Origin of the sequence: Butyrivibrio sp. TB, from assembly GCF_900110805.1 — a bacterium.
In the GTDB taxonomy this organism is placed as follows: domain Bacteria; phylum Bacillota; class Clostridia; order Lachnospirales; family Lachnospiraceae; genus Butyrivibrio; species Butyrivibrio fibrisolvens_C.
Window position 1 is genome coordinate 23,755 of record NZ_FOER01000016.1, and the last position, 14,470, is coordinate 38,224.

Below are 14,470 nucleotides of genomic sequence, written 5' to 3' on the forward strand. Positions count from 1 at the left end.
CTACTCGCACAAAAAAGTATTATAGCAACGAATAGCACTTTTTGCAACTCAAACAGCACATACACTAAACTTTGTTTTTATCTTGGTTAAAGGGGCATCACCCTTATCAATACAAGTAATTGAGCGGGTTGACCTGAACTCCATTAATTAGAATCTCAAAGTGAAGATGTGCACCGGTACTTACACCCGTATTACCACTAAGAGCTATCTTCTGCCCCTGGGATACATGATCTCCGACAGATACCAAAATCTTGGACAAATGTCCATATCTTGTCTGTCTTCCATCGGGATGATCTATATAGATAACATATCCATATCCTGATCCCCATCCCGCTCTTGAGACAACGCCTCCTGAAGAAGCCATAACTGCTGTTCCAACAGGAGTTGCCCAGTCTACACCTTTATGGTAAGTGCTGGCGCCTTTAGTAGGTCTTGATCTATAACCAAATCCCGAACTAAGTCTTCCGCCAGAAATAGGCTTAATATATGTAGGAGGTACTATTGTTCCTCTTTCAACTATTTTGGCAACAGCCTCGTAGATTACCTCTTCTTTGATAGTCTCCTGAGACACCTCTTTGTCATTCTCGTAATAATTAAGAACTATGGCATTGTGACGTCCATCTGAAGGTTCCTGCAAGACAACAGATTTGGTTGTATACCATGAATCATTGTCCACATACTGAACCTCAGCCTGATAATCCTCTTCCAGATATTCAAGCTCAGTTCTTACAACTGTAAGCTCCGGTTCCGGAACTGTTACAATGATCTCATCTTCAACTCTTATGATTGAGTTTTCATTTTCAATAGTCGGATTCATTGCAACAAGATCATCTACAGTCAGATTGAATTTGGCTGCGATAGATCCCAGTGTATCTCCGCTCTGAACCTCATATATCTGGTTAGTCTCCTGATCTTTGGTTACTTCTTCTATGACAGATGCAAGATCAGTAAGCTCACTCTCAGGAAGATATGCTTCTACAACCTCTACTTTGTCACCAAAATCAAGAGTCTTAACACCAAGATCATAATCATCAAAATCCATATCATCTGATGAAAGCTCTGTATCTTCCATGAATACTTCATCAAGATAAGCTGCTATTCCATAAGATTTAAATTCACTTATAGAACCTGATACATCAAAATAGTTATCTACAGAAGAAACAACTTCAGTAGTAAGGACATTGACCTCTCTGTCAGGGTCAAGTATCAGTGTAGCTTCGAACTCATCGTCATAATCATACTTATCAAGTGCTGCATTAAGGATTTTTAATACTTCTTCCTTGGATGCTACATTAACATAGAAATCGTTGATCTTAATCGTATAGCACCTTTTAAGCGTATCCTTTTCATTTTGCACCAAAGCATTTTTCATCCTGTTTATGACATCATCTGAACTATCCATCTTCTGCCATACGACATGATCACCTGTTATCTCAATATCTGCCTTAGCAAGCACAAGCTCAGTATTATCAAGCTGTAAAAGTCTTCTTGCTTCCCTTAGATATTCATAAGCCTGATCTTCTGATGAAACAATTCCTACATTTTCACCATTGAGAGTAACATAAAAAATATTATCTTCCGAAAAATCAGCTCTGATAAAACTAGGTATAAAAAACAGCCATACAAATGCAAAGAAAAGTGATGCTCTTATGAACCAATATCCTATTTTTCTGTAATGTCTGGTAATATGTTTCATTTAAAAATGTAAAAACCCCATAATATTTAATACATTAATGCCTATACCGATCAGCACAGCAATCAGTGTGATGACGCTGACAGTTGTACATGCATGATTTTTGTCTATTGCAAGCTGAAGTTCTTCTATCTTGTGTGACAGTTCTTTCTGCTTCTCAGAAAGGCCTTCAAATGCTCTTTGAAGCTGACCTGAAGTCTCATCTGCAACGCTCACTGCAAGATGATCATTCTCATCCAGGATACGCTTTATAATATCTTCTGTGAGTTTCTTATTCTCATCCTGTGATGATGCCTGAACATTCCTGTAGACCTGAACACCAATATCATGAGTATATTTGTGTTCTTCATCAAGCCTCTTATAAAGAGATTCAATAAATGCCTTATTCTTATCTTCTATACCATTATTAAAGGCATCATAAAGACTCTTGTTATTATCTTCTATTCCTCTTCCAAGAGCATCAAGTAGCGCTCTGTTGCTGTCTTCAAATCCGCCGCTAAGGGACTCTAAAAGTGTCTTATTACCGTCAGTTATATTCTGACTTATATTTTCAAGAAGCTTTTTGTTCTCGGCATTATCTGTATCTTTTGTATTATCATCAAGCTTCGAGGATATTTTGTTCATTAAAGCTGTAAGTTCATCCGCAGTTTTATGAATTGCTTCCATCTCCTCCTGATACTGCAGGGTCTGTGTACGAAGCCTTTGTGTTTCAGCAGCTTCAGCTGCTGCATTAGCCTTGATCATTTCTGCTGCGCTTATCTTATCTGCAAGCTTATCCATTATATTATCCACTATCCTTTCTCCCCATGTCCTGCTGTCTTTTTTCAATGCTGTACCTCCAAAAACAAGTGTAGATTTTTGTGAATATTGCACAGTACTTTCTAAAGATGCGACTATTTTTTGTGCACGTTAACTGAGTCTTTACTACTTGTTCATATTTTATACATAAAACATGTCTATATTAAATATATAAATGATTCAGACAAACAGATAGATATTTTTTCATAATAGCCCGGGTGCCGAAAGGTGCTCGGGCACTCCTCATTAATGGCTTTTCTTGAAACTTTATTCCTCTTTCTGGTTCTTGATCTTTTCAGCAATCTCCAAAATCTCGTTGTTAAGAGAAAGCATACGGGCATCAAGCTCCGATACCATATGTGCACATTCTAAAAGCTCTGTATTAATATGAGTTGGGGCGTTGCCTTCAAACTTGTACTGAATCTTGTGTTCAAGTGAAGCCCAGAAATCCATTGCTACTGTTCTAATCTGAATTTCGACTTTAGTATCGATGATACGATCAGACAGGTATACCGGAACAGTGACTACCATATGATAGGATCTGTAGCCACTTGCCTTGGGATTCATAATATAATCCTTGACTGCTATTATCCTTATATCGCTTTGATTGCTGATGATATCGGCGATTGTATAAATATCGTTTGTAAAAGAGCATATTACTCTTATTCCGGCAATATCATTGACATATTTTACCATATTTTCAATGGTAGATTCATAGCCATGGCGTTTTAATTTTTTGACTATACTTTCTGATGTCTTGATCCTTGCCTTGATATGCTCAATAGGATTATAACGATGAACCTGTTGAAATTCATCATTTATAATCTCTATCTTAGTATTGATCTGTTTAAGTGCTGAATGATAGACGAGTGTAACCTGCTCCCAGGTATGAATATCCTGCTCGTTCCCTATTTTAAGCTCCAAGATTTTTCCCTCAATTATAAATTATTTTTTGCAATCCATAGCCCCCAAAGGTAGCCGGGAGCCCGCATTATCCGACCATTTCACCCCTAACATGATCAGAAATCTCTTCTTATTAAAAGATGTTTTGAATTCTATCCCTCTTATATCTTACATTCAAATGGGTATATTTGGCAAATATTACATAACTTTATAACCCTATATCACGAGCAAAGAAAGTGGCTAATTGTTCCAGTACTCTTTATTAAGACTACAAGCCCTTACAAGGCTCTTGGGGAGCCTGTTATACATTTTACCAAGTCTAAATCCCACATACCTGCTGCCTACAAGGAGTATATAGTGCGGTATCCTATAGGTTTTATGCATATCCTGAAGATATCTGATCGTACCTTTGACCATTTTCATGCCTTCAGACTCATTGGACAATCCTTCAAATATCTCCGGATGATCTTTTTGAGATACACCTATGTCAAAATTCCTGTGGAACTGCTGCATACATGTATAGTTATGAGAATGTACAACTCCAGCGCGAGGAACATATCTTGTCGCATATCCTGCCTTTATAGCTGTTCCCGCATATACCATATCTTCATTGAAGATAGCTTTTCTTATGAATCCTCCAAGCTTGTCATATATGCTGCGCTTATACATGGCACATACATTAGAGCAAAAATATGTTTTGATTCCCAGTTTTTCTACATCAGCTAGTGTTTTCCTTATTGAGGTTACTGAATAGTTGAACTTTCTGGCATAAAGCTCTTCAGGATTACAATCAGGTCTGGGAATCTGCCTTGCATATGAGACAGCCAACTGATCATCACCGTCAAATGCCTTCACAAGCTCCTCTATAAGATTTCTATCTGCAGGGATAGCATCCTGTGTCATACACATAAAGTACTCTGCATCTGAAAACAAAACGCCCTCATGTCTTGTGCGTCCATGATCAAATTCCTGTTTGGACAGATGAAAAACAGTCACATTTGGATATCTAAGCGTTAGCTGCTCGTCACTTATAAGCTTTGCAAGTTCCTGTGCCTGCGTATTCATTAGGATGATCTTTGAAGGCTTTATGGTCTGCTCGTTCAGCCTGTCCAAGAGAGTAAATAGTTCTTTATTAGGTTTATATGTAGGTATTATCACATCAATATCATACATGCTGGTATCTCCCATCAGGCTCTATACTATAGCCACATTTTATGCTCATCACATGTAGCCTGTTAATCTACATGCCACGAGCCGGAGTATATCCCCGGCTCGATTATGCAAAAAGCCTTTAAGGCTTTAATGATTATTATATTTATGATCAAGATTTTAGATCAATATTTTAATCAACAGTCTTACCTGTGTAATAGTCTTAGTTAGACATTCCTGCTGTCTTACCTGATATATATTCACTATATTCCTTGACAGTGTCAGAACAGGTATAGCCCTCTTCTCCAAAGAGGAATTCATGAAGCCATACAACATTGGATTCAAGTGAGATAGGTGCTACAACACTTGCTTCTCCAACTTTACCGGTTGCACGCATTGATTCCTGAGGGAATCCGTCCTCTGCAACAATTGAATAACTGCTTATCTTACCAAGAAGCTCGACTATCTTGGAAAGTTCAAGTGATGTTGCCATCTCATCAAATACCTTGTTGGCAATATTGGTAAGAGTATCTGTATCTGCAGTCTTAGCCTTGTCCATGATAGCCTGGATAACTTCTCTCTGACGTGCAGCACGTGCAAAGTCGTTACCTGCTGTATATCTGATACGGCAGTAAGCTGTAGCCTGAAGTCCATCAAGAGTCTGCATTCCTGTTGTTGTTACTTCTTTGTAGGAGATTCCAAGCTCTTTAGCCATTGTCTGCTGATAGTTGTTGATATGAAGTATCTCTGCATCATCAACTTCTATTTCTACACCGCCCAGATCATTGATGATATCTGTAAGACCACCAAATCCTATAGTGATAAAGTCTGTGATATCAAGGTCGAGGTTAGTATTGAGCATGTTTATAGCCTGCTGAGGTCCGCCATAAGCATATGCTGCATTGCACTTACCATAACCCTTGTCATTCTGCTGGTTAAGATATGTATCACGATATACTTAGCAAAGCTTGATCTCGCCTGTATCCTGATTAATAGAAGCTATTATGATACAGTCAGAACGTGTTCCTGATGAGAGGATTCCTTTGGTTGAGTCAACACCAAAAAGTGCTATGTTCCAGTAGCCTTTCATCGACTCGTTGTTCTTAACTGATTCAGCGATATTCTGATCAAGCTCTTCCTCGTCAACCTTAACTTCTGTTACGTTGGTAATACCTGCTTTGATAAATACAAAATAAGCAGTTACACCAAGAATAGCTATTATAAGAATCTCAGCTATGATGATAGCTATAGTTTTGTTATTATTCTTCTTTCTTCCGCGTCCCTGTGAAGAAGGTCTTCCATTCTGAGGATATCCGCCTTGAGGTCTAGCTCCCTGCTGTGGGTATCTTCCCTGAGGTGCTCTGCCCTGAGAATATCCACCATTTTGATATCCATTTCCCTGTGAATAACCGTGTCCCTGAGGTGCTCTACCCTGAGAATATCCGCCCTGAGGTCTTGCTCCCTGCTGCGTATATCTTCCCTGGGGTGCTCTGCCCTGAGGTGCTCTTGAACCCTGAACCGGTCTTCCGTTTCCATTATTCGAAGGTCTTCCCTGCCCGTTTGATACAGTCCTTCCTGAAGGTCTGCCATTATTTGATGATCTGTTATAATTTCCTCTTCCGTCATGATTATCGAAATTAGACATGCCATTCTCCTTTACCGCAATCCAGTCAGATAATGTATGGTCATCCTGCGGTTACCAATAAAACATTTCTCCCTTGACCACCTGTCTATTTTGCCACAAAATGCTTTTTTATACAAGTATTGCAACTTAAACGTAGCTTAAATGCTTTTTAAAATTATATACTTTTTGTATACTTTTCAATGTTCTCAGGACTTAATAGGCATTCTTTTTGCCATGGAAGAAAGTTCCAAAAAGGATCTTGAGATCAAAGCCAACAGACCAGTTCTCTATATAATAGATATCATAATCTATACGCTTACGGATTGATGTATCTCCTCTATAGCCATTGACCTGAGCCCATCCTGTTATGCCTGGGCGGACCTGGTGTTTGACCATATATCTTGGTATCTCTTCCCTAAACTTCTCAACAAACTGCGGACGCTCCGGCCTTGGCCCCACAAGTGACATAGATCCAAACAGAACATTAAAAAACTGCGGAGTTTCATCAAGGTTATGACTTCTTAGATATCTGCCTATCTTAGTTACTCTAGGATCATTTTTGGTTGTCCAGCCCTTAGCTTCTTCTTTGGTTGTCTGTACTTCCATAGTACGGAATTTGTACATCATGAAGTTCTTGCCGTTAAGGCCGACTCTTTCCTGTTTAAATATAATGGGTCCCTTTGAAGTAAGCTTAATACCTATAACTGCAAAGAGCATTACAGGGCTGTAGCATATGATAGCTACAATAGCGCCTATTATATCAATGATCCTTTTTACTATTCTATTACCGGTATCTGTAAGAGGCACATACCTTATATTGATAACAGGAAGTCCCTCTACGTCCTCTGTATAAGGACTGCTTGGGAATAAAGATGTATAGTCAGGTATGAACTTGGTGTGGACTCCGGACTTTTCACAGCAAGCTACAAGTTCTTCAAGCATATCGTAGTGATCAAGTGAAAGAGTTATCGCTATCTCATCGTACGAATTAGCGCTTATAAGCTCGCTAAGCTGATCGATGGTTCCTATGACTCTGACGCCATGATAAGCAGTTCCAACAGGTATCCTGTTATCAAGTATTCCGTTTATCGCATAGCCCCACTGAGGATTTTCTTCTACTCTGCTGATATATGCTTCTGCAGATCTTGAATATCCAACAAGGAGTACGTGCTTTAAGTTATATCCTTTTTTCCTCATAAAGCGCAGAACTCTTCGAACTGCATATCGGGACAAGGACATAACGATTATATTAACTACAAAAAATACTGCAATGAGTTTTCTGGAGAAGTGATCCTGGTGAACCAGGTACAGACCGCCTACAAATACTGCAACACCGATAACATTGGCTTCTATTATGTTACGGATCTCACTTCCAACCTTACCGGATCTTCTTGGCGTATACAGATTAGTGATATTATAAAGGACAAGATAAGCAGGTACCAGTAGATAAAGTACGCTAAAATAGACTTCTCTTGGAAGCGCAACTTCAAGCTCATAGCTATCAACAAATATGGAATAAAACCTTATATAATATGACAGCACGTATGCGACAACAATTGTCACCGCATCCACCAGGACCTGTATCCTGTTGAGCTGTTTCTGATTGTTCTTTATCATAACACTCCGTCCCCTGACCGCACTTTTGCCTTAAGTTGCCTTAAATTACCTTAAGGCATCCTGCCTATATCCGGCATATATACGGCCGCTTATATTTTGATCATATAAATCTTTTTATTGTATTTATCCACATTTCAATCTGAAGGATTGCAAGACTTTTCAGATTCTTTCGTTGGAATCTGACTTTTTTGTCTGATCCTTTATGTATCTTGGATATTCCCTGCATAAGTCCCTGCATATAAGCTCTGCCAAGGCCTTTTCTTGCAAAGAATACTCCCTTTATCACTATTCCTGCAAGAATAAGAGGAAGATTTAATACAATCTGCAAAAAAGGAAAATTCTTATATATAAGATACAGATTGTTGCCCGCTGTAAGCTTTTGCTTGAACTCATTATATCTTGAACCCGAGGTTGCACTTCCTGCATGAAGTACTACAGCTGCCGGCTCTAAAAAGTTTATATATCCATAAACTCTGGCTCTTATTCCTATGTCCACATCCTCAAGATAGCAGAAGTGCAAAACGTCAAATCCGCCGATCTTGTCAAAAACACTTTTCCTGTATATAGCCGCGCCGGCGCAGGAGGATGTAATACTCTTCCTATCTGAAAAATAAGATGCAGGCTTATCTTTACCATCAGTAAATGCCCATCCCATCGCGCTGTAATAATCTCCGCTGTCATCAACTATGTATGGGTTATTTAAAGATACCATAAGTGCCTGTACAGAGAAAGCCTTTTTCTTATGATCTATTGCATTTTCAAGTTTTTCTATGCAGTCATTCCTGCAGACAGTATCATTGTTAAGAAGAAATATATACTCAGTACTAGCAAGTTCTATCCCCTTGTTTACTGCGTTTGAAAAACCTGTATTGGAAGAAAGACTTACCAGTTTACAACTAATCTTGGAACCATCCTTGCAAATAAGTTCTCCCTCATAATTTTCTTTAATATAATCTATACTTCCATCTGTCGATGCATTATCTATGATTATAATATCCGAAGGCAAGGTCTGCACAAGAAGTGATTCTATGCAGTCCTTTAAATATTTCATTCCATTGTAATTTGGAATGACAACTGTTGTTTTTGACATACAAGCATATATCCTTTAATTTCAATACAGTTTTTATATCAGTCTGTTTATATCAATCTTTTTTATCAGACTTTTTCATCAGCCTTTTTATCAGTCTTTTATATCAGCCTTTCATATCAGTCTTTTATATCAGTTTTTTTCTGTACCATCTTAGGATCCCATACCACCCTGTAGCCAAGATGTCTTACTGCCCTGCAGAATCTGATACTTTCTTTTTTGATCTTGTCATCGTCCCAGTTACCAGGAATTATGATATGCCCTACCTTAGATTTGAGAACAGTCTCATCCTCCGGATCAGTAAATGTATCTTTCTGCTTCAGAATCTCGTTATTGCTATGATAAGTAAGACCTGTAACTTCTTTTAATAGCGGTCTTAGTTTCTTCCTTATGCGCATGCATCTAAGATCCACTGCATCTGCATCCTGCTGGCAGGCAGCTATATGCGTGAATCCGCCGCTGTAGCCTTTAGGAAGACCATAATATACAATGCTTCCGTCTTCTTTATAGATTCCGCCTACCAATGTGCCTTTTTTATCTACAAGCTTGCCGCCGATTACGCCGATATCCTTCCTGGCTCTGAATATTCCATCCGGATATTCAACTCTGTAGAACCCCACATGCATAAGTTCACTTACGTTTGCATTAATTCCTTTAGCCTTAAGAATATCATATACAGCTCTTTTACCTGCATCGTAAGCATATTTCTTACTTGCAGGATTGGCTGCAGTTGATGCTTCGTGACATCTCCAATGATACAGTACCTTATCTATATGCCTTATATCCCTATCATTATCATCCATTGAAAGTGAAAGACAGGTTCTAAGGATAAGATCAAAGTCCTGAGCACCATCATATTCTTTTCTAAACATTTCCTTTTGGATAATATCAGCTCTGATAGAAGTAAAGTGGCATATATAGTTGTTGGATAAAAGATAATCAAGGTTATAACAAGGCTTGATATTAGGCTCATAGAACCTTGTCATATCTGTATCACACTTATCTTCATCAGAATAGATAAGCCCTATAGGACAATCAGACAGCTTATCCGGCTTAGAGCTTTCCATTTCATCAAGTATTTCTTTGGCAAAATAATATAAAGCATCAGGCGTTATAACATCATCATGATCAAGAAGGCATACATAATCTCCCTTTGCAGCCTTTAGTGCTTCATTTGTATTATCTGAAATCCCGCCATTACTTTTTAGATGGATATAAATTATCCTGTTATCATCTTTAAATCTATCCAAAAGCAGATTCTTCAATCTCTCATCTGCAGAAGCATCTGCTAATATAAGCTCCCATTTAGGATAAGTCTGACATACGACAGACTCTACCATTTCTATAAAGAATTTAGAATCTGTATTGTAGCACGGAACAAGTATACTAAAAAGAGGCGCTATATCAGATTCCCAAACGCTCTTTGTCTCTTCTTTCTGTCTGGAAAGTTCCTTATCAGATGCAGGTATAAAATTATACTCCTTCTTCTGATCTTCAAGTCTTTCTTTGGCAGCATAATATGCTGCAGCTATTCCGTTTCTCTTTGCATATGCTATTGTCTTTTTTATAGAACCTAACATACAACCTCTTAGTGATCACGATATTTGTTCAGATTACAAATGATGTAAAAACTTGTAATCTTCACTTAGTATAACACAGTTACAGCCCGAGAGCATACGCCCCCGGGCTGAATAATAGCTTAAATATTTAATATCTTATTACTGTCCGATAACTTCCTTAACAGCAGCTGTAAGTTTATCCTCAAGCTCTGCGGCATCTTCAAGGCTAGTTCCCTTAACGCCCATATAGAACTTGATCTTAGGCTCTGTTCCGGAAGGACGTGCACAGCACCATGAATCATTATCAAGTGCGAAGTACAGAACGTTGGATGTAGGAAGTCCTGTCTTGCCCTTAGCTCCTGTAGCAAGATCAAGTGTCTCACCAGTCTTGTAATCACGGAACTCTTCTACAGTCCAGTCACCAAACTTCTTAGGAGGATTGCTTCTGAGCTTGTCCATAAGAGCTGCAATCTCTTTTGCTCCCTCGATACCCTTCATAGTGATAGAATACTGGCCTTCCTTGTAATAGCCATATTCATTGTAGATATCTACCATTGCATCCCATGCTGTCTTGCCTTCATTCTTGTAGAATGCAGCAAGTTCGCAGAGCATCATAACTGCTACGATAGCATCCTTATCACGGGCATGTGTACCTGCAAGACATCCATATGACTCTTCAAGACCGAATACATAGTTGTACTCGTTATTTCTTTCTTCAAACCACTTGATCTGCTCACCGATGTACTTAAAGCCTGTTAATACTTCGATGTAGTGAAGGCCGTACTTGTCAGCGATTCTCTTAGCCATATTGGTTGTAACGATAGTTGTTACAAATGCAGGACGCTCAGGCATAAGTCCAAGCTTTGTACGCTCGCGAAGGATATACTCTCCTATGAGCATACCAGACATGTTACCTGTGAACTGCTTGTATTCGCCTGTCTTAGTATCCTTAGCATAGATTCCAAGTCTGTCAGCATCAGGATCTGTTGCAAGGACGATGTCTGCATCCTTCTCTTTTGCAAGTTCAAGAGCAAGCTTGAATGCCTTAGGATCTTCCGGATTAGGATACTCAAGAGTTGTAAAATCAGGATCCGGAAGTTCCTGCTCAGGTACGATATATACCTTGTTGAATCCAAGCTCCTTAAGGATTCTCTGAACCGGCTTATTACCTGTTCCATGGAATGGTGTATATACGATAGTAAGCTTATCAGCCATAGCCTTGATAGCTTCAGGATGAAGGATCTGCTTCTTAAGTTCTACCATGTAAGCATCATCCATCTCTTTGCCGATTGTCTCGTAAAGACCTGCTGCCTTAGCTTCATCTGCCGGCATAGTCTTAACTTCATGATAATCTGTGATAGCTTTAACAGCATCCATGATTCCTGTATCGTGAGGAGGTGTAACCTGTGCACCATCTTCCCAATATGCCTTATATCCGTTGTATTCCGGCGGATTGTGACTGGCTGTAACCATAACACCTGCGATACATCCAAGTTTTCTTAAAGCAAATGAAAGCTCAGGTGTAGGACGAAGTTCATCAAATACATATGCCTTGATTCCGTTAGCGGCAAGGCATCTTGCTGTCTCATCTGCAAATTCAGGAGAGAAGCGACGGCAGTCATAAGAAATAGCAACACCCTTTTTCTTGCCCTCTTCTCCTGCTGTTTTAAGGATATAGTTTGCAAGGCCCTGTGTAGCCTTACGTACGGTATAGATATTCATGCGGTTGGTTCCGGCTCCGATAACACCTCGAAGTCCACCTGTACCGAACTCAAGTTCCTTGTAGAAACGGTCTTCCACTTCACTTTCGTTGTTACGAATAGCAAGAAGTTCCTGCTTGGTTGTATCATCAAAATAAGGATCATTCAACCAATACTCGAACTGCTTTGTTGCTTCGCTCATAATTATTCCTCCTCTTATCCTATATATGCATCTATTATCAAGCACATTTAATTATACATACAAGACTATTTCAAAATAAAGACATATTTACAATAAAATCTCAATGATCTCCAAGAACTGTATCCCCAAGACCATCCACATTTACTGAAAAATCGCTTCGATCAAGCGTAAAGTTCTTGTTGTAATAAGGATCTCCTTTTTCAAGGATGTCCTTCCATTTATTTCTGAACTGCTCAGATTCTCTGTTATAACGTTCTGCCTTTTCTCCCGAATCATCAAGACCTCTTGATGCAGACTCGTGATGATAAGCTTCTGCGAATGGTGTAAATACGTTAAGGTATCCCTTCTTTCTAAGCTTAAGACACAGATCAACATCATTAAGTGATATGGCAAAAGATGGATCAAGACCTCCCACTTCATCATATTTAGCTCTTGAAATCATAAGGCAGGCACCTGTAACTGCGCTCATATCCTGCGCGTAGCAAAGGCGTCCCATATATCCAAGGTTAGTTCCTTCCATGCCATAATGGGAATGTCCTGCTGTCCTGTGAGCGCCAAGTCCTAAGATAACACCTGCATGCTGAATCTTCCTGTCAGGGAAATACAGCTTAGCTCCTACTGCACCTACATCTGATCTCTGGGCATACATGAGCATCTCTTCCATCCAGTTAACAGTTATTATCTGAATATCGTTGTTAAGAAGGACAATATAATCGCCCACGCTGTGCTTTATTCCAAAGTTCATGACATCTGAATAATTGAACTTGTCCTGACTTCCAAAGTCCACGACCTTAACAAGCGATGCCCAAGGCTCTTTGGTAAGTTCCTTGTAATACTGCCTTATTTCATCTGTCTTTGAGTTGTTCTCAACTACGATTATCTCATAGTTGTCCCATGTAGACTTTTCTTTGATAGATGTAATACACCTTCTAAGATCATCTGCATGATCACAGTTAGGGATCACAATTGAAATCTTAGGCCTTCCCTCGATCTCATATGAGATCTTGAAGATAGTTTCAAAAGCCTTGGTGCTTGTGATCTTAAAGTGTTTATAGCCGTGTCTTTTTAAATGATCTGCAACAGCACCTCTTGCTGCTTCTATAGCATAAGTCTTAGCTTCAATTCCTGATGCAACAGAACCTGCATGAGATCTCCAATAATACAAGATCCTTGGTATATGTACGATATTCTTTGCTTCGTCTGTAAGGCGAAGTATCATATCATGATCCTGGCTTCCGTCAAATTCCTTACGGAAAAGTTCTGTACCATCAAGAAGCGTTCTCTTAAACACGCTAAAATGGCAGATATAGTTATTGGCTCTTAACGTATCTACCGCATAATCAGGCTTAAAATGCATTGTTTCCATATGGTCAATGCTATTGCCATGGAAAGTAGTCTCATCACAGTAGATATAATCTGCACCCTGTTCATTTATAGCTTTGACATATACATACAAAGCTTCAGGATGAAGGATATCATCATGATCAAAAAGGCCTATATATTCGCCATCAGCCATCTTAAGACATTCATTGGTATTGCCGGATATTCCTGCATTGACCTTGAGCTTTTGATAGCAGATACGTCCCTTACCGTCTTTTTCCTGATACTCTTTGATGATCTGACCCACATATGCATGTTCATCATCAGATCCATCGGCAAGGCACAGCTGCCAGTTCTGATAAGTCTGACTTGTTACAGACTCGATCATATCTCTAAGGAACTTCTCAGGAGTATTATATACAGGAGTCAGGATGCTGATCTTGACCATATTTGGGAAAACAGCCTGTGACTCTTCAAGCCTTTTAGCTTCATCCGGAAAGCTTGCTGTTCCAAAATGGCTCATAGCCTTCTTTTCCCTTTTTTTATATCCGATCTTTGCAATAATTCCTCTTATAGATCCAAGATTTCTGATCCTGTTATTCTGACGCTTCACATAATGATAGAAACGTCTGAAAGGTCCTGAGATGGCCCAGAGCTTACTTGTTTTGATCTTATCGAGCTTTCTTATGGCTTCATCTCTTTCTTCTTCAAGTTTTGCAATTCTTTCAGAAAGATCTGCGGTCTTTAAGCGCTCTTTTTCATATGCACTTTTATAATCAAATTGTTTATCTTCCAATTATCGCGCCTCTTTACTGCTT

The 14,470-nt window shown here is 39.2% G+C and carries 10 protein-coding genes and 1 pseudogene; all 11 read right to left on the reverse strand.

Features of this window, described 5'->3' with window-relative positions; translation table 11 throughout:
- Positions 1–106: 106 nt before the first annotated feature.
- The 11 genes and pseudogenes from BMX21_RS11525 to BMX21_RS11575 all read right to left on the reverse strand — a co-directional run bounded on the left by BMX21_RS11525 (position 107) and on the right by BMX21_RS11575 (position 14,448).
- On the reverse strand, positions 107–1,696 hold the full coding sequence (locus BMX21_RS11525; protein ID WP_092044477.1) for a M23 family metallopeptidase: 1,590 nt from the start codon (positions 1,694–1,696) through the stop codon (positions 107–109).
- The gene (locus BMX21_RS11530) at positions 1,697–2,485 is read right to left on the reverse strand and encodes a hypothetical protein (RefSeq protein ID WP_143057250.1); all 789 of its coding nucleotides are present in this window, start codon (positions 2,483–2,485) and stop codon (positions 1,697–1,699) included. It abuts the gene before it with no gap.
- Between the two features lie 273 nt (positions 2,486–2,758).
- Positions 2,759–3,415, reverse strand: a complete 657-nt coding sequence (locus BMX21_RS11535; RefSeq protein WP_022755369.1) for a GTP pyrophosphokinase — start codon at positions 3,413–3,415, stop codon at positions 2,759–2,761.
- A gap of 219 nt (positions 3,416–3,634) precedes the next feature.
- Positions 3,635–4,567: a glycosyltransferase family 2 protein gene (locus tag BMX21_RS11540; RefSeq protein WP_027203213.1), complete on the reverse strand. Its 933-nt coding sequence runs from the start codon at positions 4,565–4,567 to the stop codon at positions 3,635–3,637.
- A gap of 199 nt (positions 4,568–4,766) precedes the next feature.
- A pseudogene (locus BMX21_RS11545) lies at positions 4,767–5,486 on the reverse strand (LCP family protein); the annotation flags it as partial.
- Between the two features lie 15 nt (positions 5,487–5,501).
- The gene (locus BMX21_RS11550) at positions 5,502–6,188 is read right to left on the reverse strand and encodes a proline-rich domain-containing protein (RefSeq protein ID WP_092044486.1); all 687 of its coding nucleotides are present in this window, start codon (positions 6,186–6,188) and stop codon (positions 5,502–5,504) included.
- A 192-nt stretch (positions 6,189–6,380) separates the two neighbouring features.
- Entirely contained in the window at positions 6,381–7,784 is a 1,404-nt protein-coding gene (locus BMX21_RS11555; RefSeq protein ID WP_092044489.1) for an undecaprenyl-phosphate glucose phosphotransferase, read from the reverse strand.
- Between the two features lie 100 nt (positions 7,785–7,884).
- Complete coding sequence (locus BMX21_RS11560; protein ID WP_092044492.1) at positions 7,885–8,874, reverse strand: glycosyltransferase family 2 protein; 990 nt, start codon at positions 8,872–8,874, stop codon at positions 7,885–7,887.
- Positions 8,875–8,990: 116 nt separating this feature from the next.
- Positions 8,991–10,451: a glycosyltransferase gene (locus BMX21_RS11565; RefSeq protein ID WP_092044495.1), complete on the reverse strand. Its 1,461-nt coding sequence runs from the start codon at positions 10,449–10,451 to the stop codon at positions 8,991–8,993.
- 138 nt (positions 10,452–10,589) lie between these two features.
- The gene (locus tag BMX21_RS11570) at positions 10,590–12,332 is read right to left on the reverse strand and encodes a phospho-sugar mutase (protein ID WP_022758339.1); all 1,743 of its coding nucleotides are present in this window, start codon (positions 12,330–12,332) and stop codon (positions 10,590–10,592) included.
- A gap of 100 nt (positions 12,333–12,432) precedes the next feature.
- A complete protein-coding gene (locus BMX21_RS11575) occupies positions 12,433–14,448 on the reverse strand; it encodes a glycosyltransferase family 2 protein (protein WP_092044498.1) in 2,016 nt (671 codons plus the stop codon).
- Positions 14,449–14,470: the final 22 nt, after the last annotated feature.

Excerpts from the sequence above, each read along its gene's own strand:
- BMX21_RS11525 (WP_092044477.1), bottom strand. The coding sequence starts at position 1,696 with ATGAAACATATTACCAGACATTACAGAAAAATAGGATATTGGTTCATA.
- BMX21_RS11540 (WP_027203213.1), bottom strand. The coding sequence starts at position 4,567 with ATGTATGATATTGATGTGATAATACCTACATATAAACCTAATAAAGAA.
- BMX21_RS11550 (WP_092044486.1), bottom strand. The coding sequence starts at position 6,188 with ATGTCTAATTTCGATAATCATGACGGAAGAGGAAATTATAACAGATCA.
- BMX21_RS11555 (WP_092044489.1), bottom strand. The coding sequence starts at position 7,784 with ATGATAAAGAACAATCAGAAACAGCTCAACAGGATACAGGTCCTGGTG.
- BMX21_RS11560 (WP_092044492.1), bottom strand. The coding sequence starts at position 8,874 with ATGTCAAAAACAACAGTTGTCATTCCAAATTACAATGGAATGAAATAT.
- BMX21_RS11565 (WP_092044495.1), bottom strand. The coding sequence starts at position 10,451 with ATGTTAGGTTCTATAAAAAAGACAATAGCATATGCAAAGAGAAACGGA.
- BMX21_RS11570 (WP_022758339.1), bottom strand. The coding sequence starts at position 12,332 with ATGAGCGAAGCAACAAAGCAGTTCGAGTATTGGTTGAATGATCCTTAT.